Origin of the sequence: Dechloromonas sp. ARDL1 (assembly GCF_051122455.1) — a bacterium.
GTDB lineage: Bacteria > Pseudomonadota > Gammaproteobacteria > Burkholderiales > Rhodocyclaceae > Azonexus.
In genome coordinates this window covers 1,601,878-1,622,220 of the sequence record NZ_CP168939.1, presented here as the reverse complement: position 1 = coordinate 1,622,220, position 20,343 = coordinate 1,601,878, and the positions used below count along the sequence as shown (strand labels likewise).

The following is a 20,343-nucleotide window of genomic DNA, read 5'->3' as shown; positions in this document are numbered from 1 at the left end:
CCCTGGACAAAGATGATCGGTGAGCTGGACCAAACAACCAACAGGCATAATCATAGCGGAACTCCGCTGGGTTGTAGTGAAGGTAACAGGGTCCAATCGGAAGTATTTCACGTTCATGCTACACGCCGTGTCGGAGCGCTTCGACAATATCTGCTTTGGCAGCTCGTCGTGCAGGAATGATGGCTGCAAGCATGGAGGCGATAAAGCCAACAGCACCCGCTGTGAGGACAGAGGTTGAATCCAGTCGAATCAGTGCGGTATAGCCGAGATTTGCATTCGGTGGGGGTGGCATTGGAATGCCAATTGCCGAGATTCCTAGGGCAGCAAGGCAACCTAGGATTATGCCAAGAAGGCCGCCAATGAGGCCTAGCCAGATATTCTCGATCATGATCAACCTGAACACCCAATCGGAACGGTCACCCAGTGCTCGCATGGTGCCAAACTCTCGTGTTCTCTCAAAAAGCGTCATGTTGATGCTGTTTATGACGCTGAGCAGGACCATGATCAGAATGATCAGGCGCAAGACGCCAAACTGCCTGTCATACAGGTCTACTGTTTTTTCGTAGAAATCGGAGAGCGTATACCAGGGGGTTACGTCAAATCCCTGATTTGCCAACAGTTGCTTGGTCGACATCGATACAGCTCTTGTCGACGCAGTATCTTTTAATTGAATCACCAGAAAATGTATGCCTCCGCTATCCATTAGTGTCTTGGCTGCGTCGAGTGGAATGCGTACCGCGCGGGCATCAAATTCCTTCGAGAAACTTTGAAAAATTCCGACAAGCTCGAAATCCAAAGTATTTACGGCGCCGGCAGCCAGAGTCATAACGATGGTTACGCGGTCTCCGATTTTCAACCCCAGAGATTTTGCTACTCCGTCACCAACGACAATACCGTCGCGGTCGGCGCTGGTAAGTGCTCTGCCCTCGAGGTAGTTCAGAAATGTGCCGAGCTTAGCTTCCCCATCCGGTTCTATTCCTTCGCCGACAATTCCAAGATCGCGATGCCCATTGTTGATAACTCCAGTAAATCCAAGTCGCGAAATGACTTGATCAATTTCTGGTATCTGGCTCACTAACTTAGCTCGGAGCTCATCTCCTTCCTTGATCAGGAATTTTTCTGGTGCCCGCGTTTTGTTATCGTTGTAGCCAGTCCGCGTAATCTGAATATGGCCAGTTTGGGAGTGAATAATTGCTTCGCCTAATTGGATAAAGATATCCTTAACGAAGCCGCCGGCCAGGATTAGACCAGAGACTCCGATAGCAATTGCCGCCAAAGTGGCTATGGTGCGGATTTTCTGGCGAAGAATATTACGCAGGGCTAAAGAGAAAAGGATGTTCTGCATTACTGATTTGTACGCAATGCGTCAACAATGTTTAAGCGGCTTGCTTTCCAAGCGGGCATTAGGCTGGCAAGTAAGGTTGTAATAGTTGAAAGTGCAATTGCATCAAATACCAACTGCGCGGTTATTATGATCTGGCCGGTAAACCCTCGGGCCATGCCTGGAGGAGGGGGCATGGGTATGCCAATATATGAAATCAGTTCTGCCAAACAAATGGCCGAGACGACACCAACAACGCCGCCTGCTAGACCTAGAAGCAACCCTTCAAGCAAAAACTGCATCCATATCTCCCGACTGCGCACGCCAACGGCAAGGATGGTGCCGATCTCTGTTGTGCGCTCAAGTACGCTCATGGTCTGAATGTTGGATATCGTCAGTACGATAATGACACCAATAATTATTTTGATTATCTCAACCTGCTTGCTAAACAAAACTACAGTTTTGTTATAGAAATCAGCTAAATCGCTCCATGGAACCAGTTGGAAGCTTTCTGAAGGCAAAATAGATCTGAGCTTATTGATGGTGACTTCAGTAGTATCGGTATCTTCTAGCAGGCTGCTGAAATACCGCCCTGCAACTGCAGACGGTGGCATGGAACGGAGTCGTTTTTCGTAAGGCGAAGCGGATTTTCGGTCGTTCGCACGTGTTTTACAGGGATTCCGAGGTGTTTTCCTATCATATTGCCCCCAGCGGACGGATTGCTCCCAAGGAGCGCATGCGCGTCAGGTTGTAGGCGGCCATGGTCAGCACGAACAACTGATCGACCTTCTCCAGTCCGCGCACCATCACCTGGCGTATCGGCCCAATGAACTTGGCCCAGCCGAATCCCTGTTCGATGAGTTTGCGCTTTTGCTGGGAGATCGCGTAACCGTCACTGCCGGCAATGTCGTCCGGCACGGCAGAACGGCGATGGCTGGTGTTCTGCGCCACATGGGGAATGACATTCAGTTCGATGAGTGCCGCAATGAATTCCTGGGCATCGTAGCCCTTGTCCGCGCCGAGGGTGATTTCAGCCGTTTCGCCGGCGACTTGGCGGGCATCGGCGATCAGGGCCTTGGCAACTTCCCGCTCGGCATAGCCATCGGCCGTGGTCACGACCGCACTGGCAATGAGTCCGTGGCGGTTGTCGCTCAAGGTGTGTCCCATGTAGCGCAACTCACTGGCGGTATTGCCCTTGCGGTACAGTCGGGCATCCGGGTCGGTACGTGAGGCGTGGGTGTCATTGCTGCGTGACTGGCCCTTGAAATTGCCGCCGCCTTCATCATCTCCGCCGTCCTTGCGCAGGAAACTCTTGTGTCCCGCCCAAGCCTGGATGAGCGTGCCGTCGACACTGAAATGTTCGCCTGATAGCCAGTTCTGCTTCTCGGCAATGGCCAGTACCGCATTGAAGAGTTCGATCACGGCATCGTGGGCAATCAGGCGTTCGCGATTCTTGGTGAAGACGGTGGGCACCCAGACTGCATCGTCCATCGATAGGCCGATGAACCAGCGAAAGAGCAGGTTGTACTGGGTCTGCTCCATCAATTGCCGTTCCGAGCGAATGCTGTAGAAGATTTGCAGCAGCATGGCACGCAGGAGTTTCTCCGGGGCAATGCTGGGGCGACCGCCTTTGACGTCGGCGGCATACATGCCGCTGAGCAGGGGTTCGATATCCTTGAGCGCCCGATTCACCATCGCCCGGATCGGCCGCAACGGGTGCTGCGCCGGCACAAAGTCGTCCAGGCGACGCATCGTAAACAAACTCTCGGTGAAGGTGTCGGCTCCGCGCATGATCCGCTTTGTGCTCTCGGTAATCTCGGTGAATCTCTATAACGATCAAACCCGCTGTTTCGTCGACAGGATGGGGAAGTATTTCAGCAGCCTGCTAGGAGTCCCACCCACGAAGTTGCGCCATCTACACGCATTAGTTTCTGGGCCAATGGAATCGGAATGCGCAGAGCGTAGTTGTCGAATTCCTTGTTGATTGTGTAGAAAATCCCTGCGACAGTGGCTTCAATTGCGCTGGCTCCACCGTTAGCTGCGGTACCCAAGAGGACGATCTGTGAGCCCGGCTTGGCGCCAAGGTTCTTGGCTAGTCCTTCCCCCAGAATGACCGATTTGTCGTCCAGACTGCTCAGGTCATTTCCTTCGGAAATGGTAATTCGGCTACTAATCGGCCGCTCACGAACCGGATCAATTCCTTCGCCAGAGAAAGTTACGGTTGTGTCACCCACGCTGGCCAGTCCAAAAAATACTAGGCGTGGTGTCAGGCTCTTTAACCCTGGGTGTGCGGCTACCAACAGTTCCTGTTTTGACTGGGCTGGTAACAGAAAACTGTAGGGATCAGACAAGCCTTTTTCGAAATAGCCTGGACGTACAACTTGAAAATGCCCGAGTTGGGAGCGAATTGTTGCATCCCGCATGTCGTGGAAAATCCAGTTGATAAACCCCCCAGCGAGAAGGAAGGCAACTACCCCCCCCGCGACCGTTAAGACAGCCACGGTTGTCCGACTACGATTTCGGAGTAAATTCAGAACTGCAAGACGGATAAGTGTCTGAGGCACGGACGCATCCTGCGAATAAGGGTAAGGTGATTGTATCGTGGCAGAGATAGAATGCCACTGTTCGGATTGAATTTGATTCTTAGATGATGCTTGAGCAAAGAGGGGTTACATGAACAACTTTGATTACGCGCAGGCTTTTTCCAGAAATATTGGTTGGGTTACAGAGGCTGAGCAAGCGCGTTTGCGAGAAACGCGAGTTGCAATCGGCGGCCTTGGTGGTGTTGGCGGGGTGCATTTGTTGACACTTGCCCGTTTAGGTATCAGCAAGTTTTCAATCGCGGATTTTGATGTTTTTGATATCGTCAATTTCAATCGTCAGATTGGCGCGCTGACTTCAACCATTGGCCGATCGAAACTGGAGGTTCTTTCGGAAATGCTTCGCGACATCAATCCGGATGTCGATCTCAGAATATTTCCCGATGGTGTCAATCAGGGCAATATCGATAGCTTTCTCGAAGGGGTTGATGTTTACGTCGATGGTTTGGATTTCTTTGTTTTTGAAGCTAGGCGCGTCACGTTTTCCGCTTGTGAGTCAAAAGGGATTCCGGTTGTTACAGCTGCGCCGCTTGGGTTAGGGGTTGCGTTGGTAGTATTTGGTCCGGGGAGTATGTCTTACGAGGAGTATTTTGGTTTCAAGGGTTGCCGGGATGAACTTGATCTGGCAATCAATTTTCTTGTCGGATTATCTCCAGCGATGCTTCAGCGAGGCTATGTTGCTGACATGAGCCGAGTCAATCTTCGGGAGCGGCGAGGTCCGTCATGTATTGCTGCTTGCCAGCTCTGTGCGGGGGTGGCGGCGGTTGAGGTTCTCAAGTTGGCATTGAAGCGCCCCGGCGTTCGGATGGCGCCTTGGGCTAGCCAATTCGATGCGTATCGAATGAAATACATTTGTACATGGCGCCCGTGGGGGGCGAAAAACCCCATTCAGCGGCTAATGGGGTTTCTGGTTAGGCGGCAGCTAGGTGTATAACCAAATAGTGAGTAGCGTTGGATTTTTTTTGCGCTCTGTAGCCGGTTGAAATGCCGGTTTCGAGCTCTACCTGAGAAACGTCGGGGTGATGAACGAATCTACATTCTTTCGCTTCGAGCGCTCTGGGTGGCGGGTGGGGAATCCGATGCGCAGGATGATATGCGGTAGTTCATCGGCTTCAAGATTCAAAGTGGTGCGAGAGATTGATAAGGCTTTCTTTGCTAACCCTGCGGCAGCTTTATCAAGCTTATTTTTTTGCAATCGGTGTGCAATGTCGGTAATGACATAGTATGGGTGTACAGCAACGCCTGTTTGGTTGAGTTTTGTCCAGATCTCGGCCAAGGTCTTGCCGGCCTGCCAGGTTAGCGTCGGCTCTTGCTTGCTGGAAATTACTAGGAGGGCGGGTGCGTTGCTTACCGGTAGGCTGTCGACATGCGCCATAAGCTTTGAAATACCCAGGAAATTCAGCAGCGACATGCGTGGCCAATATGAAATAAATTTCATAAACGCCCTGCCTCCGGGGGGGAGGTGCAGTGTCCTCAAATCCAGGCCATCGCCTATTTCGGCTTCAGACGATGACCAGCGTAGGCTGGAAAACAACCATTCGTGAAGCTCTTCGTTTTTGAAGCGAAGTTCTGAGCAAATTGCTATCGCCTCAGCAATTTTCCGAATAGAGGAGGGGACGGAGATAAATTGGAGTTTTAGTTGGTTGTCGGCTGCAATCTGCGCAATAGGGGAGCTATTGATCGGGCCGATAAAGGGATGTCGGTTTGTATGTCGTTGGCGAAGCGCATGTTCCGTTGCCTCAGAAATTCTGTCTGGCGGTACAAATGAAAGTCGCCAGTTTCCGAGGGGGTCAATGGCTGACGAGGTGTTGCTCGTCCCGCAGATTTGCTCGAGGTTGTAGCTGAGAGCGCCGGTGCTCAGCAGCGTTGCATGTCCTGTTGGGCCGAATAAATCCTTTGTGCCTGCGTGATGATAGACAACCTCCCAGTGGTTGCCAGCATTCACAAATTGCCAAGGTTGTGAGTTATCCGCTGACGGTGCGGTTACTGCTAGATCAATGGTGCGCTTGGCAATTTCAGGTGTCATGGCTCATTTTATTCAACGCGTTGATAAAGAAAAACCCCCTGTGTTGTTGCACAGGGGGTTTTGACAACGCCAAATGGGGTTGGGGTTATTTTTGCTTACGACGGCGGGTTGCAACAAAACCCAACAGGCTGGCGCCGAGAAGGCCCAGGATGCCCGGTTCAGGAACCTTCTGAATGGACAGCGAGGCGCCCTTCACGGTGACTTGGTTTTCTTCAGTGGTGAAACCAAGGCAACCAATAGCAGCCCCTGCTGCAGCGCATTCGGCGTTGGAGAGCAAACCAAATCCATCAAGTTGCAGCTTTACGTTGTACCAATCGTCAGGAGAAGCGCTCAGCTTGATCAATTGGTTCAGGCTGTAATCGGCACCAATCGTCAGGCCGGTTCCCGTGATGTCCAGCGTAAAGATGTCGCGGCAAGGGGTAACGCTTGCCGCAGCGCAGGTGCCGGCGATGTTATCGGTTTCCTTGAAATTGATTGCAAACGTCAAGACAGCCGGAATGACTGGGCCGACGAGCGGGTTGATCGGTTGCAAGGTAATGACATCGAACAGTGTTGCGGTTTTCAGGAACTGGCCTGTCACATTGTTGTTGGTGTGGCTAAAAGTCACCGTTTGAACTGGTGCTGCTCCAGTGTTCAGGGTGCCCGCCCAGGCGCCATTGGTGCCGCCTGCGACAGAAATAGAACTCGGGGTTTGAGGATTGGAGAGCGGCCAGCTAACCCCCCAAGACAAAGTCGATGGCAATCCCAACGTCGGATTGGTGTCGCTGGCAATAAACGGCCCGCCTTTGCTGGGGTCGTCGGTAGAGTAGGCGGAGAATCCCGAATTAACGGTGGCTGCCCACTGGGTGATCGCCGGAAGGGCGTTGGCTGCACCGGCCGAAAGCATGCCAACGGTCAGGGCTGATGCCAAAATGGTGCGCTTCAGGGGGGTGGAAGATTTCTGGATCATGATCGCTCCTTGATATTGGTTTAAAGCCGACACGGCGGTCTGCGCTTTGCCTTGTTTTAAGCAACCTGCATGCCAGATATGTAATTCGTTGATTTTAAAAAAATAATTTGTTTGTTTTTTTCAGGGAGGGGGAGGGGTGTAAAAAAAATCGACACTCGTTGCCACGCCTTTAAAAAGAGAAGCGGACCTCGGAGTAGACCCGGTCTTGTTGGTCATACCGCCCAAATAACCCCGTAGTAGGCCCATTGAAAACATCCGCCCCAAATACCCAGCGCCAGTTGCGCTGGAAGTTCCATGTCACTCTCGGTCGGAAAAGCCAGTCCGTCCGGTTCAGGCTGGAGATGAAAAGAGCCTGGGCCTCCCAGTTGGGAACGACCTTGGTGTTTAGCAGCAGGCTATAACCGTTCTCGCGCTTGTCTGAAATGATGTCTTCGTTGAAGCCAAAATACTGGCGCTGGAAGATCTGGATGTTTAGGCGGCTTTCGGCAGGCAAGGTAAAATCGAGTCCCGTGGCCCAATCAAGTGTGTTCTGGCGGACGACGCCGTCGCTGTCCTGTGGGTTCAGCGAAGTGAAACTACGGCCGCGTGTATATACACCTTCGGCTTTCCAGACAATATCGCCAAAGTCCTTAGCGAGTGTGCCGCCGTACTGGTGAATGCGGTCGTGGCGTGCTTGGTAAATGAAAGTTTGCGAAGGCAAATCGATGTTGCGATAGAAAGTTGCGTTGCTGTCGGTGCTGCGGTAATAGAACGCGGAAACGTCCCAGCCACTCTTAAGTGTGGAAATGCGCGCCCCGTAGTTCATGTTGTCTGCAGCATTTCCCGAGCGCCGTTGCTCCGGGAGGTATTGGGCCTTGAAGCCCGGTGCGACTGGTTGGTGTGGGAAATACTCTGCGCCCGGTTTGCCAATATTGTCTACTGTCGCCACCGGAATCCAGAGCAGTTCGGCGTGGATGTCATCCACGAAGTATTCTGCGCGGGCTGCCCATTGCGGGGTTCTCAGCTGATCGAATTCCGGCAGGATGAATTCACGCATGTCACGTGCGGAGACAACGTCCGCGAAAAAGAGGCCAACCATTTCACCCCAGACAACATGCTGGCGGCCAAGGCGAAAATCCCAGTTGCCGGCGCTGAAATCAACGTAATTCTCGCGCAGCTGTATATCCCAGCGCTGGTTTTTCTCAACATCCGGGTTGTAGAAATCATTGATGCCGTAGGCGAAGTCGTAATCAATGCGTGCGCCCAGTTTCCATTTCAGGTCGCTGCCGAGTTTTCCGTTGCTGCTCAGATCGGCTCGGGTGCGCAACTTGGACCAATGAGCAGGATCGGGAGTGGTTCGGGCGCCTTCGAACTGGACGAACCCCTTGACGCCGTTCCCGGCATCCTTGCTGCGGGGTTGGGGCAAGTCGTCACCAAACAGTGCGTCTCGACTGAGGGTGTCATCTTCGGCGGCGGTTGCACCCAAGGAAAGGCAACAAATTGCAATCAGGGTCAGGTGGCGTGGCAGCATTAGGGAAATCACGATTGTTTAGTTCCGTGCAACAGAGGAGGGGTTGAGCGCCATTGGCTGTGAATGCGGAAGTTCCGGCAGAGGGTCGTCGGGGGGCTCTGGCAGGGTGCGGATTCTGGCCATGCTCCAGGTTTTTTCCGCTGCATTACGGACTCCGAAGGCGGTAATGTAGCCGTCTTCGATTTTTATCAGGCGGTCTGCCTGGTCGATTACTTTCTGGTCATGAGTCGAGAAAATGAAGGTGGTTTTCAGGTGACGGTTGATTTGCTTCATCAGGCGCAGAATTTCGATGCCTGTTGTCTTGTCAAGGTTGGCCGTGGGCTCATCCGCCAATACGATAGCTGGCTTTACGGCCAGCGCGCGTGCGATGGCAACCCGTTGGCGCTGGCCGCCGCTCAATTGGTTGGGGCGATTGTTGGCGCGGTCGCCCAAGCCAACGATATCGAGAAAGTATTTAACCCGTTTTTTTCGTTCGTCCGCTGAGATGTCCTTGCGGTGCAGCAGGGGGTATTCAACATTTTCGGCAGCGGTGAGCACTGGCAGCAGGTTGAAGGTCTGAAAAATGAAGCCTATCGAACGCGAGCGCAGGTCGGCGAGCTGATTTTCAGTCATGTTCGAGACGTCCTGATCGTTGATGTAGATCTTCCCCTTGCTGGGGCGATCAATGCAACCGATGAGGTTGAGCAGTGTCGTCTTGCCGCTGCCGGATGGGCCTGAGATTGCCAGAAACACGCCCGGGTCGAATGAGCATGTAATATCATGCAAAGCCTGAACGGTTTGTTCGCCGAGCTTGAAATCCTTGTATACGTGTTCGATGCGGACGACGCTCATTGTCAGCCCCCTACGGGTGGATTCAGCAGACATTTTGGGAGAGTGCACATGATTCGCTTAGGCCATCGTCGGGTGTCAACTTGGATAGGTGTGGCTTCCGGCATTCTATTTTTGCTCCAGTCAGGGGCTGGTCTGGCGCAGGATACGACTGTTGCATCAGCGGATGAGGCTCTGGCCCGCAGTATAGTGGATAAGGCGGACAAGATTCGCTTTCCGGCTGAGGGCTTTCAGGTTGACATTGTAATTAATACGTTCAAATCGGACAAAGATGCCGAGATGAGGAAATACCGTGTGCTATCGAAAGGAAACGAGAATACGGTTGTTCAGGTGACGGAACCAGCTGCGGAGCGCGGGCAGATCATTCTAATGAAAGGACGCGATCTGTGGATTTTCATGCCAGAAGTTTCGCAGCCCGTGCGTATTTCCTTGGCGCAGCGTTTGACCGGCCAGGTGGCGAATGGCGACTTGGCTCGAGCCAATTTTGCCGGTGATTACAACCCCAAAATTTTGCGCAACGAAACAATCGGTGCCGAGCGCTACCACGTTCTTGAGCTGATTGCAGTTGACCGCAGCGTCACCTATCAGCGGGTCGTTTATTGGGTGAACGAAAAATCGGGGTGGCCTTTTAAGGCGGAGTTCTATTCCCTGTCGAATCGTTTGCTAAAGAAATGCAGCTACGAAAACTTCCAGACGTTGGCCGGTCGTCTTCGTCCGACGCGCTTGGTCATGGAGGATGCCTTGCGTAGTGGTGACAAATCGATTCTTGAATATAGCGAAATGAAGCTTCGCGAATTGCCAGATAAGGTTTTTACCAAGGAATACCTGAAAAAGCTCGATTGATATGTTTTTAAATTGATGGGCTTACCAAATGTGATTCCGGTTGTTCTTTCCGGTGGTTCCGGAGCCAGGCTTTGGCCATTGTCGCGCGAAAACCATCCCAAACAGTTACTGCCGTTGGTGGGCGAGAAAACGTTGTTGCAGGGAACAGTGGCTCGTCTTGATGGGATGGAGGGCTTGGGCGAGCCTTTGCTCGTTTGCAATGAAGTGCATCGTTTTGCCGTGGCAGAGCAGTTGCGCCTCTTGGGCAAGCAAGGGCAGATATTGCTCGAACCCTGCGGGCGCAATACGGCCCCTGCCTTGACGTTGGCTGCCCTGTGGGCGCGGCGGGATGAGGATGACCCGGTACTGGTTGTCATGCCGGCCGATCATGTCATTGACGAGGGGGAGGTGTTCCGTGGTGCGGTGACAAGGGCGATCGCACTTGCCGGGCAGGGCTTGGCTGTAACGTTTGGGGTTGCGCCGGATTGTCCTGAGACGGGCTATGGCTATATCCAGTGCGGCGAGAAGCTTGCGTTCGACGACGAAGCCTACGCCTTGGCGCGCTTTGTCGAAAAACCGGATCGCGAAACGGCGCTGGCATATCTCGACGCCGGCGATTATCTCTGGAATAGCGGCATCTTCGTGATGAAGGCCTCTACCTGGCTGTCAGCATTGTCGGCATTCCGTCCTGACATTCTGGCGGCTTGTAGCGATGCATTGGCGGGCGTGAGTCAGGACGGGGATTTCGTGCGTGTCGATCGCCAGTCATTCGAACGATGCCCATCGGATTCGATCGACTATGCGGTCATGGAATGTCTGGCGGCCGGGCTGTCGGGACTATCAGGGGCGGCGGTGATTCCCTTGTCGGCCGGTTGGTCTGATATTGGTGCCTGGGATGCCCTGTGGAAGGTGTTCCCCAAGTGCGGAGAGGGCAATGCGACGCGTGGGGATGTGATGCTCGAGTCTTGCCGGAATGCGCTGGTTGTTTCGGAAAGCCGCTTGGTTGCCTGCATTGGCTTGAGCGATGTGGTTGTGGTTGAAACGAACGATGCGGTCCTGGTGGCTCGCCACGATGCGACGCAGGATGTTAAAAAGATTGTCGATCGTTTGAAGGCGGAAAAGCGCTCCGTAGCGCAGTGGCACCGAAAGGTGCACCGGCCATGGGGCTGGTACGACGGCGTCGATTCGGGTGAGCATTTCCAGGTCAAGCGGATATGCGTCAAGCCAGGGGCTTCGCTTTCGTTGCAGATGCATCGCCATCGCGCCGAGCACTGGGTCGTGGTGACGGGGACGGCCAAGGTGACCAAGGGCGATGAGGTGTTTCTGGTTTCGGAAAACCAGTCGACCTATATTCCGCTGGGAGTAAAGCATCGCCTGGAAAATTCCGGCATCGTGCCGCTCGAGATGATTGAAGTGCAGTCGGGTAGTTATCTTGGCGAGGACGATATCGTTCGCTTCGATGATGCCTACGGGCGCGGCTGATCAGTCGAAGAGCAGGGCCGCAGCGACCTTGCGGCCCTCGGCTGCCAGTATGTTGTAGGTTCGGCAGGCGGCTTTCAGATCCATGACGTCGAGTCCGATCCCTGCCGGGGCAAAGGGGCGGAGCAGTGCGCCCGCCGGGAAGCGCAGGCGGCTTCCGGTTCCGAGCAGGATGATCTCCGTTTTTAGCGCCAGGAGTCTTTCCATGTCGGCTGTTGTCAGGGTGGCGACGGTGGCTGATGTCCAGGAGGGAATGACCGTATCGGGTAGCAGGATCAGGTTCGCGAAATGTTTTTCCTGATTGACGGTCACAAAATCGTCGCCATAGGCAGAGAACAGGTTGAGTCCGTCGGTGTTCGATGTGTGAAGTTTCACTGCGCTGTATTCCTGAAAGCCCGCTCAAATTGCGGTGCACCATACGATAAAGTAGGATTATACCTTTGGCCTGAATGGCCTATCTGCCGCTACGTCGGAACCTGCCCATGAAACACGTCAAGAAGTCTGCCAAACTCGCCAACGTCTGCTACGACATCCGCGGCCCCGTGCTGCAGAAAGCCAAGCAGATGGAGGAAGAGGGCCACAAGATCATCAAACTGAATATCGGCAACCTGGCCGCGTTCGGTTTCGATTCGCCCGAGGAAATCCAGCAGGACATGATCCGCAATCTGCCGAACGCGGCCGGTTACACGGATTCGAAGGGTATCTTCGCGGCGCGCAAGGCGATCATGCACTACACCCAGCAAAAGGGTATCAAGGGTGTGACGCTGGACGACATCTACGTCGGCAATGGTGTTTCCGAACTGATCGTCATGGCGATGAATGCGCTGCTCGACGCAGGCGACGAAGTGCTGGTGCCGGCCCCCGACTATCCACTGTGGACGGCGGCGATCAGCCTGTCTGGCGGTACCCCAAAGCATTACCTGTGCAACGAGGAAAAAGGCTGGTTGCCCGACCTTGACGACATCCGCAGCAAGATCAACGCGCATACCAAGGCGATCGTGCTGATCAATCCGAACAATCCGACCGGTGCGCTGTATCCGGACGACCTGCTGTGTGAAATCATCGACATCGCCCGCAAGCATCACCTGACTATCTACGCCGACGAGGTGTACGACAAGGTGTTGTATGAGGGCGAGAAGCACACCTCGATCGCGTCGCTGTCGGAAGACGTGTTGACGATCACCTTCAACGGCTTGTCGAAGAACTATCGTTCCTGTGGCTACCGGGCCGGCTGGATGGTCGTTTCCGGCGACAAGCGCCACGCCAAGGATTACATCGAAGGCCTCGACATGCTGGCCTCGATGCGCTTGTGCGCCAATGCGCCGGGGCAGCACGGCATCCAGACCGCGCTCGGCGGCTACCAGAGCATCGACGACCTGATCAAGGAGGGCGGCCGTCTGCGTCGCCAGCGCGACATCGCGCATGAACTGATTACGGCGATTCCGGGGGTTTCCTGCGTCAAGCCGAAGGCGGCGCTGTACATGTTCCCGAAGCTCGATCCGAAGATCTACCCGATCAAGAACGACCAGCAGTTCATCTCCGAGCTCCTGCAGGAGGAGAAGGTGCTGCTGGTTCAGGGAACCGGCTTCAACTGGGTCAATCCCGACCATTTCCGGCTTGTCTTCCTGCCTCATGAAGACGATCTGCGCGAGGCGATCGGACGCGTCGCCCGCTTTCTTGAAAACTATCGCAAGCGTCACAACACCAACCATCTCGTTAGCAAAGACTGAACATGAAACCCATTAATGTTGGCCTTATCGGCATCGGCACCGTCGGCGGTGGCACCTGGACCGTTCTCAATCGCAATGCGGAAGAAATTACCCGTCGCGCCGGCCGTCCGATTCGCATCACGGCCGTCGCCGACAAGAATGTGGAACTGGCCAAGCAGGTGACGGGTGGCTCCGCTCGCGTGACCGACGATGCGTTTTCCCTGGTCAACGATCCGGAAATCGACATCATCGTCGAGTTGATCGGTGGCTATGGCGTGGCCAAGGAAGTGGTCATGCAGTCCATCGCCAATGGCAAGCATGTCGTTACCGCCAACAAGGCGCTGCTCGCCGTGCATGGCACCGAAATCTTCACGGCAGCCCAGCAGAAGGGCGTCATGGTCGCTTTCGAAGCGGCCGTGGCCGGTGGCATCCCCATCATCAAGGCGCTGCGCGAAGGCCTGACCGCCAACCGTATCGAATGGGCGGCCGGCATCATCAACGGTACGACCAACTTCATCCTGTCCGAGATGCGCGACAAGGGCTTGTCCTTCGACGACGTGCTGAAGGAGGCCCAGCGTCTGGGCTATGCCGAAGCCGATCCGACCTTCGACATCGAAGGCGTCGATGCCGCCCACAAGGCCACCCTGATCGCCTCCATCGCCTATGGCATCCCGGTCCAGTTCGACAAGGCCTACGTCGAGGGCATCACCAAGCTGGAAGCCTCCGACATCAAGTACGCCGAACAGCTCGGCTACCGCATCAAGCTGCTCGGCATCGCCAAGCGTCGCGAGAAGGGCATTGAGCTGCGTGTGCATCCGACCCTGATCCCGGCCAAGCGCCTGATCGCCAATGTCGAAGGCGCCATGAATGCCGTCGTCGTCAAGGGCGATGCCGTCGGTACCACGCTGTACTACGGCAAGGGCGCCGGCGCCGAGCCGACCGCTTCGGCCGTGATCGCCGACCTGGTCGATGTCACCCGCCTGGCCACCGCCGATGCCGAACACCGCGTGCCGCACCTGGCCTTCCAGCCGGACGCCATGTCCAGCCTGCCCATCCTGCCGATGAGCGAGATCGAAACCGGTTACTACCTGCGTCTGCGCGTTGAAGACAAACCGGGCGTGCTGGCCGACATCACCCGCATCCTGGCCGATCAGGGTATCTCCATCGATGCCCTGCTGCAGCGCGAGCCGGAAGAGGGCGAGGGCGAAACCGACATCATCATCCTGACCCATGTCTGCCAGGAAAGCGCTGCCGACGCGGCGATTGCCAAGATCGAAGGCCTGTCGGTACAGAAGGGCAAGGTCAAGCGCATTCGCCTGGAAGAACTGCAGTAAGCCGTTCGCTGCCGAACAATCCAACGGGCGCTGTGGCGCCCGTTTTTCATTTGTCGGTGTCGACGTTTGAATGCTATGCCAGCTGCCTGCACAGTTCGCCGAGACGTTTGATGGCCGCGTCGATCTCGGCGGTGTGAGGCCAGCCACAATTCAGGCGTACGAAATGCTCGTAACGGTTCGAGTTTGAAAACATCAGGCCCGGCGCCACCAGGATGCCCTCGGGCAAGGCCGCGTCGAACAGGCGTTGCGACGAAAGGTGGTCAGGCAGTTCGACCCACAGCGCCATACCGCCGTCGGGATTATTCATCCGGGTACCGGAGGGGAAATGGGTGACGATCGCTTCGCTCATCTGCTGGCGCTGTACTCTCAGCGCACCGCGCAGGCGGCGCAGATGGCGGTCGTAAGCGCTGGAACCGACGATCTCGGCGACGGCCAGTTGCGGCAGTTCCTCGTTGTAGTGGGTTTGGGCGTGCTTGAACATCTCGACGCGCGCCTGCCAGCGCCCGCCGGAAATCCAGCCCAGGCGCAGGCCGGGCGCCAATATCTTGTGGAACGAGGCACAGTGCATGACGTTGCCGGTCTTGTCCCAGGACTTGAGCGCTCGTTGCGGCGCCTCACCTTCGCAGAGCGCGCTGTAGGTATCGTCCTCGATCAGCGGGATGGCCTGCTGATCGCAGAAAGCGACCAGTCGGGCCTTGTGGGCATCGGGCATGATGCTGCCGAGTGGATTCTGGAGGTGGGGAACGACGATCATCGCCTTGATGTCGGGGTGTGTTTGCACGGCCAGTTCCAGTGCTTCCAGCGATATGCCGGTGTGTGGACTGGTCGGGATTTCCAGCGCGCGCAAGCCCAGGCTTTCGAGGATTTGCAGTATGCCAAAGAAAGTCGGCGATTCGACGGCGACAATGTCGCCGGCCTGGGTTACCGCCCGCAAGGCAAGATTCAGCGCTTCGATACAGCCTTGGGTAACGACGATTTCATCGGGGGCGATCAGCATGCCGGCGGCCATCGCGCGCTTGGCCAAAATCCCGCGAAATCCCGCGTTGCCTTGATGCGGGCCAGCATTGACCAGTAGTTCAGGGTTCCGGCGCAAGGCCCGGGTGGCCGCATTTTTCAGGGCTTCGCCGGGGTACAGCTCGGGTGCGCCGCGCGCTCGGGAAAAATTGGCTTTGACCGGGCCTTGTCGCGTGCGGGCGATGAATTCGGAAACCCGGGTATGTACGCCGACGTACTGGGCGGGATCGATCGCCTGGCCGGGTAGCGGCTCGGAAAGCGGCCGGCTGCTCGTTCGTTGCGGCTGGCGAACGAAGTTGCCCGAACGTGGGCGGGATTCGAGCCAGCCTTCGCTTTCCAGTTGCCGACAGATTTGCAGTGCCGTGCTGAGGCTGACCGAATGGCGCTCCATCAGCGTGCGCACGGCGGGAAAGCGGTCACCCTGGGCAAGCGTCCTGGCCTCGATGGCATCGCGGTAGTGATTGGCCAGGCGGCGGTAGAGCGGTAGTGAGTCCATGTCTCATCATCCTCCGGCCGGCCGGTCGCCGACAGATATAGATTCGGGAAAAACGCACCGTAACAGATAGAGGCTTCCGGTGTCTGCTTCGGTTCAGATAGTTCGTTTCTGTGGCTGTTTCAGGTGCCTCATCCCGCCTACGATGGGCTGGTCTCCCCAAGGGTTGGGGATCTGGGTAAGGAGGGCGGAAATGGATGACAGGCGAACGATCGATTTGTCGGTCGGCAAGGGAGAAAACCGGCAACTCTTGCTGGAAGCCGGAAGCATGGTACTCGTCGTATCCGGCGAGGTCAGCATCGACTGGACGGCAGGCTGGATGTGCGGTCAGGCGCTGCGGGTGAAGCAGCGTCTTGTCGGCGAGGAGGTCTGGCTCGCCGAGCGGGGCGGCTGGGTCGATATCGTCGGAAATCGCAGCGCACAGCTGGCCGTCATCCCGCCGGATCGCATTTCGTTCTGGCACAAGGTGGGAGACTGTCTCGAGTCGTGGATAGCCGGCGTAGCGGCACGGCGCGAGCGGGCTGGATAACCTCTGGCGCGGTAAGCCTATTGCGATACGGATCAAGGAACTAGCGAGCGATCCCGGGCAGAATCGATTCCGATTGCCATTCCGGCAAGCCATTCAAGGAGTTATGATGCAGACCATTCATCCCGTTCATTCCTGTGACCGCCCCACTGCCGAAGCCCTCTACCCGTTCGATGCGCGCGGTATCGCCAAGCGTTTCCGCCACGCCGCCATCTTTGGCGCGCTGGATGCGCTGATGCCGGGTGAAACCATGCGTTTTTGCAACGATCACGATCCGCTGCCGCTGCTTGCCCAGCTGCAGCAGCGCTATGGCCAGCATCTGAGCATCACGTATCAGCAGCGCGAGCCGGGTGCCATCGTCATCGACTTCAAAGTCATTGCCTGAGTGATACGGACCGCGAGCCTCAGTCTTCTTGCCCTGATCGCCAGTGTCGTGCTGGCACTGAGTGGCTGGGGTTCGCCTTTGGCGGTGGCGCATCTGGCGTTCGCCGTCGGCATCGTGCCTTTGATTTTTGCGGCCATGATGCATTTTGTGCCGGTGCTGACGCGTACCGGCGATACCGATCCCCGCATGGCCTGGTTGCCTACCGCAGTGCAGTTGGTCGGTCTGCTTGTCGTCGGCGGTATGCAAGGGATACTACCCTACGGAACGGTATATGCCGCGGCCGCGTTCGACATCGTGGCAGCGGCGGTGTTGATCAACTGGATCGCCTTGCGGGTGAGGGCGACGTTGGGTACGCCGCATCCCGGTTGGCGCTGGTACGGCGTGGCGATCGGTTGCCTGATCCTGGCGCTGGCGAGCATCCTGCTGACCCCGTTCTGGCCTAACTACTGGCGCGCCCTGCGCCTGTTCCATCTGCATCTCAATACCCTGGGCCTGGTTGGTCTGGCGGCGCTGGGCACCTTGCCGGTGTTGCTGCCGACAGCGTTGGGGAAACCCGATCCGGAATCCGCCGGCTGGTTGCGCCGGCGCCTGTGGCTGGTTGCTTCGGGGGCCTTGCTCGTCGCGACCGGCGCCGTGATTGCCTGGCCGTTCTCGGCGCCCGGCGCGATGCTGATTTTCGTCAGCGTACTGGGGCTGGCCGGACAGTGGGTGCGACGTTTCGGAGTCCGTCCGTTAGTGACCGACGGCGCCGCCGCTTCGTTGCTGGCTTCGTTGTGCGGTTTGTTGCTGGCACTGCTGGCAGGTTTGCTGCACGGTGCGGGTTTCCTGTCCGCGGGCGCGTCCTTGTCGGCTTGGGTGGCGGGCTTTCTTTTGCCGCTGGTCAGCGGGGCGCTCAGCCAGTTGCTGCCAGTCTGGCGGTGGCCCGGGCCTGCGACCCCGGAGCGCCTGGCGATGCGGCAGCGTCTGGCCGCCACCGGCGCATTGCGCGGTGCCTTGTTTGTCGCGGCGGCGCTGGCCTTGCTGGCCGGGTTTCAGCGTTTGGGCGGCGGCTTGCTACTGGCCGCTGTCGGACTGTTTGTTGTCGCGCTGGCGCAAGCCGTACGCGTGCAGCGTTCAACGCGGTAAAATCGCTGTCTTTCGCTTTTTCAGGTTTTCGCCATGCGCTATATCTCGACTCGCGGCCATGCCGCGCCCCAGGCTTTCTGCGACATCCTCCTCGGCGGTCTGGCCCCGGACGGCGGCCTCTACCTGCCGGAAGCCTATCCGCAGATCACTCGTGCCGAGCTGGATGCCTGGCGCCAGCTGTCGTATGCCGACCTGGCCTATGAAATCCTGTCCAAGTTCATCACCGACATTCCGGCCGCCGATCTGAAGGCGCTGGTCGCCAAGACCTATACGGCCGGGGTGTATTGCCACACCCGCAACGGCGGCGACGCTGCCCAGATCACGCCGCTGACCAAGCTGGAGGATGGCCTCTATACGCAGGAATTGTCCAACGGGCCGACGCTGGCTTTCAAGGACATGGCCATGCAGTTGCTCGGCAACCTGTTCGAGTACGTGCTCGACAAGCGCGGCCAGTCGATCAACATCCTCGGCGCCACCTCGGGCGATACCGGCTCGGCCGCCGAATATGCGATGCGCGGCAAGCACAACGTCAAGGTTTTCATGCTGTCGCCGGACGGCAAGATGAGCGCCTTCCAGCGCGCCCAGATGTATTCGCTGCAGGACGCCAATATCTTCAACATCGCCGTGACCGGCATGTTCGACGACGCGCAGGATATCGTGAAGGCGGTCTCCAACGATGCCGAGTTCAAGGCCAAGTACAAGATCGGTGCCGTCAATTCGATCAACTGGGCACGCGTTGCGGCCCAGATCGTCTATTACTTCCAGGGCTATTTCCTGGCCACCAAGTCCAATGACGAACGTGTTTCCTTCTGCGTGCCGTCAGGCAACTTCGGCAACATCTGCGCCGGCCACATCGCGCGCATGATGGGCCTGCCGATTGCCCAGCTGGTGCTGGCGACCAATGAGAACGACGTGCTCGACGAATTCTTCCGCACCGGCGTTTACCGTCCGCGGACCTCGGTCGAAACCAGCGTCACTTCCAGCCCGTCGATGGACATCTCGAAGGCGTCGAACTTCGAGCGTTTCGTTTTCGATCTGGTCGGGCGCGACCCGGCGGTCGTCCGCGAACTGTGGGCCAAGGTCGACAAGGGCGAGGCCTTCGACCTGTCGGCAACGCCGCATTGGGCCAGGATGCCGGAATTTGCCTTCGTGTCGGGCAAGAGCACGCACAACGACCGCATCAAGACCATCCGCTTCGCCCAGGGGCGCTACAACATCATGCTCGATACCCACACGGCCGATGGCCTGAAGGTGGCGCTGGAGCATCGCCAGGAAGGCATTCCGATGATCGTCCTCGAAACCGCCCAGCCGGCCAAGTTCGAGGAAACCATCCGCGAGGCGCTGGGTACCGAACCGGTTCGTCCGGCCGATCTCAAGGGAATCGAGAGCCTGCCGCAACGCGTTGTCGTCATGGCGCCCGATGTGGCTGCCGTCAAACAGTTCGTCGTCGAGCGCGTTTGAGCTTCGATCACGAGGCGTTCTGGTCTGCCCGCTATCGCGATGCGGGCGATGACTTCCTGTTCGGCACGGCGCCGAACAGCTTCCTTGCCTCGCAGGCAGAACGTTTTGGGGCCGGCATGTCGGTCCTCACGGTAGCTGACGGCGAAGGACGGAACGCGGTATGGCTGGCCGAACAGGGCTGTCGGGTCACGGCAACGGAAATTTCGCCGGTAGCGCTCGAAAAGGCCGCCAGGCTGGCCAGGGGTCGGCATGTATCGGTGGACTGGAAGGCAGCCGACATCCTGAACTGGACATGGCCGCAGGATATCTACGATGCCGTGGTCGGCATTTTCATCCAGTTCGCCACGCCGGAGGAGCGCCCCCGGCAAATCGGCGGCATGAAGCAGGCGGTGAAGCCGGGTGGATTCCTGTTATTGCAGGGCTATACCCCGAAACAACTGGATTACCGTACCGGCGGGCCGTCGGCCGTTGAAAACCTCTATACCGAGGGGCTGTTGCGCGCCTTGTTCGCCGACTGGGAGATCGTGCTGCTTCGCGAGCACGAGGACATTCTGGATGAGGGAACGGCGCATCGCGGCCGTTCGGCGCTGATCGATCTGGTAGCGCGCAAACCTACAGGTAGATGACAGCCGGGAAGACGGCCACGGCAAGGACCAGCACCAGCCATTCAAGGTTGTGGCGGGCCAGGAAGCCCGTGAAGTGCAACACCAGAATCGAGATCGCGACGATGTAGAACAACGCGAACAGCATGTGGATACCCC

General features: G+C 57.0%; 21 protein-coding genes. 10 read left to right on the top strand and 11 right to left on the bottom strand.

Annotated elements, in window-relative coordinates:
- Positions 1-118 precede the first annotated feature (118 nt).
- The 4 genes from AB6Q56_RS08010 to AB6Q56_RS07995 all read right to left on the bottom strand — a co-directional run bounded on the left by AB6Q56_RS08010 (position 119) and on the right by AB6Q56_RS07995 (position 3,885).
- Entirely contained in the window at positions 119-1,345 is a 1,227-nt protein-coding gene (locus tag AB6Q56_RS08010; protein ID WP_434516544.1) for an ABC transporter permease, read from the bottom strand.
- A complete protein-coding gene (locus AB6Q56_RS08005; protein WP_434516543.1) occupies positions 1,345-1,935 on the bottom strand; it encodes an FtsX-like permease family protein in 591 nt (196 codons plus the stop codon). The genes AB6Q56_RS08010 and AB6Q56_RS08005 overlap by 1 nt, the downstream gene beginning before the upstream one ends.
- 82 nt (positions 1,936-2,017) lie before the next feature.
- Positions 2,018-3,112 carry an IS5 family transposase gene (locus AB6Q56_RS08000; RefSeq protein WP_046535740.1) on the bottom strand — a complete coding sequence of 365 codons (1,095 nt, stop codon included), beginning with the start codon at positions 3,110-3,112 and terminating at the stop codon, positions 2,018-2,020.
- An 83-nt stretch (positions 3,113-3,195) separates the two neighbouring features.
- Entirely contained in the window at positions 3,196-3,885 is a 690-nt protein-coding gene (locus AB6Q56_RS07995; protein ID WP_434516542.1) for an ABC transporter permease, read from the bottom strand.
- A gap of 109 nt (positions 3,886-3,994) precedes the next feature.
- On the opposite strand from AB6Q56_RS07995, the gene AB6Q56_RS07990 reads away from it, so the two are divergent.
- A complete protein-coding gene (locus tag AB6Q56_RS07990; RefSeq protein WP_434516541.1) occupies positions 3,995-4,855 on the top strand; it encodes a ThiF family adenylyltransferase in 861 nt (286 codons plus the stop codon).
- Positions 4,856-4,921: 66 nt separating this feature from the next.
- Here the strand turns inward: AB6Q56_RS07990 and AB6Q56_RS07985 are convergent, their stop codons facing one another.
- From AB6Q56_RS07985 to AB6Q56_RS07970, 4 genes are all read right to left on the bottom strand, one after another.
- Complete coding sequence (locus tag AB6Q56_RS07985; protein ID WP_434516540.1) at positions 4,922-5,947, bottom strand: hypothetical protein; 1,026 nt, start codon at positions 5,945-5,947, stop codon at positions 4,922-4,924.
- 85 nt (positions 5,948-6,032) lie between these two features.
- The gene (locus AB6Q56_RS07980; protein WP_434516539.1) at positions 6,033-6,896 is read right to left on the bottom strand and encodes a THxN family PEP-CTERM protein; all 864 of its coding nucleotides are present in this window, start codon (positions 6,894-6,896) and stop codon (positions 6,033-6,035) included.
- Between the two features lie 169 nt (positions 6,897-7,065).
- Positions 7,066-8,406, bottom strand: a complete 1,341-nt coding sequence (locus AB6Q56_RS07975; protein ID WP_434516538.1) for a DUF1302 family protein — start codon at positions 8,404-8,406, stop codon at positions 7,066-7,068.
- Between the two features lie 18 nt (positions 8,407-8,424).
- The gene (locus AB6Q56_RS07970; RefSeq protein ID WP_434516537.1) at positions 8,425-9,237 is read right to left on the bottom strand and encodes an ABC transporter ATP-binding protein; all 813 of its coding nucleotides are present in this window, start codon (positions 9,235-9,237) and stop codon (positions 8,425-8,427) included.
- A gap of 48 nt (positions 9,238-9,285) precedes the next feature.
- On the opposite strand from AB6Q56_RS07970, the gene AB6Q56_RS07965 reads away from it, so the two are divergent.
- Together AB6Q56_RS07965 and AB6Q56_RS07960 are read left to right on the top strand one after the other, a co-directional pair.
- A complete protein-coding gene (locus AB6Q56_RS07965) occupies positions 9,286-10,077 on the top strand; it encodes an outer membrane lipoprotein-sorting protein (protein WP_434516536.1) in 792 nt (263 codons plus the stop codon).
- Between the two features lie 15 nt (positions 10,078-10,092).
- Positions 10,093-11,538 carry a mannose-1-phosphate guanylyltransferase/mannose-6-phosphate isomerase gene (locus AB6Q56_RS07960; RefSeq protein ID WP_434516535.1) on the top strand — a complete coding sequence of 482 codons (1,446 nt, stop codon included), beginning with the start codon at positions 10,093-10,095 and terminating at the stop codon, positions 11,536-11,538.
- Here AB6Q56_RS07960 and AB6Q56_RS07955 read toward each other — a convergent pair whose 3' ends face one another.
- Positions 11,539-11,910, bottom strand: a complete 372-nt coding sequence (locus AB6Q56_RS07955; RefSeq protein WP_434516534.1) for an Mth938-like domain-containing protein — start codon at positions 11,908-11,910, stop codon at positions 11,539-11,541.
- A 107-nt stretch (positions 11,911-12,017) separates the two neighbouring features.
- Here AB6Q56_RS07955 and AB6Q56_RS07950 point away from each other — a divergent pair, with 107 nt between their 5' ends.
- Both AB6Q56_RS07950 and AB6Q56_RS07945 read left to right on the top strand, forming a co-directional pair.
- The gene (locus AB6Q56_RS07950; protein ID WP_434516533.1) at positions 12,018-13,265 is read left to right on the top strand and encodes a pyridoxal phosphate-dependent aminotransferase; all 1,248 of its coding nucleotides are present in this window, start codon (positions 12,018-12,020) and stop codon (positions 13,263-13,265) included.
- 2 nt (positions 13,266-13,267) lie between these two features.
- Positions 13,268-14,578, top strand: coding sequence for a homoserine dehydrogenase (locus tag AB6Q56_RS07945; protein WP_434516532.1), 1,311 nt, complete (start codon positions 13,268-13,270; stop codon positions 14,576-14,578).
- 73 nt (positions 14,579-14,651) lie between these two features.
- Here the strand turns inward: AB6Q56_RS07945 and AB6Q56_RS07940 are convergent, their stop codons facing one another.
- Positions 14,652-16,088, bottom strand: a complete 1,437-nt coding sequence (locus tag AB6Q56_RS07940; RefSeq protein WP_434516531.1) for a PLP-dependent aminotransferase family protein — start codon at positions 16,086-16,088, stop codon at positions 14,652-14,654.
- A 190-nt stretch (positions 16,089-16,278) separates the two neighbouring features.
- Here AB6Q56_RS07940 and AB6Q56_RS07935 point away from each other — a divergent pair, with 190 nt between their 5' ends.
- The 5 genes from AB6Q56_RS07935 to AB6Q56_RS07915 all read left to right on the top strand — a co-directional run bounded on the left by AB6Q56_RS07935 (position 16,279) and on the right by AB6Q56_RS07915 (position 20,208).
- Positions 16,279-16,614: a hypothetical protein gene (locus AB6Q56_RS07935; RefSeq protein ID WP_434516530.1), complete on the top strand. Its 336-nt coding sequence runs from the start codon at positions 16,279-16,281 to the stop codon at positions 16,612-16,614.
- 103 nt (positions 16,615-16,717) lie between these two features.
- Positions 16,718-16,996 (top strand): DUF2249 domain-containing protein, encoded by a 279-nt coding sequence (locus AB6Q56_RS07930; protein WP_434516529.1) that lies wholly within the window; start codon positions 16,718-16,720, stop codon positions 16,994-16,996.
- Positions 16,997-18,121, top strand: a complete 1,125-nt coding sequence (locus AB6Q56_RS07925) for a hypothetical protein (protein WP_434516528.1) — start codon at positions 16,997-16,999, stop codon at positions 18,119-18,121. It begins immediately after the preceding gene.
- 33 nt (positions 18,122-18,154) lie between these two features.
- Entirely contained in the window at positions 18,155-19,582 is a 1,428-nt protein-coding gene (thrC, locus tag AB6Q56_RS07920; protein ID WP_434516527.1) for a threonine synthase, read from the top strand.
- Positions 19,579-20,208, top strand: coding sequence for an SAM-dependent methyltransferase (locus AB6Q56_RS07915; RefSeq protein WP_434516526.1), 630 nt, complete (start codon positions 19,579-19,581; stop codon positions 20,206-20,208). Before thrC ends, AB6Q56_RS07915 begins: the two co-directional genes overlap by 4 nt.
- On the opposite strand, the gene AB6Q56_RS07910 is transcribed toward AB6Q56_RS07915, so the two are convergent.
- The gene (locus AB6Q56_RS07910; RefSeq protein WP_434516525.1) at positions 20,195-20,332 is read right to left on the bottom strand and encodes a hypothetical protein; all 138 of its coding nucleotides are present in this window, start codon (positions 20,330-20,332) and stop codon (positions 20,195-20,197) included. The two genes, AB6Q56_RS07915 and AB6Q56_RS07910, sit on opposite strands and share 14 nt — an antisense overlap.
- Between the last annotated feature and the right edge of the window lie 11 nt (positions 20,333-20,343).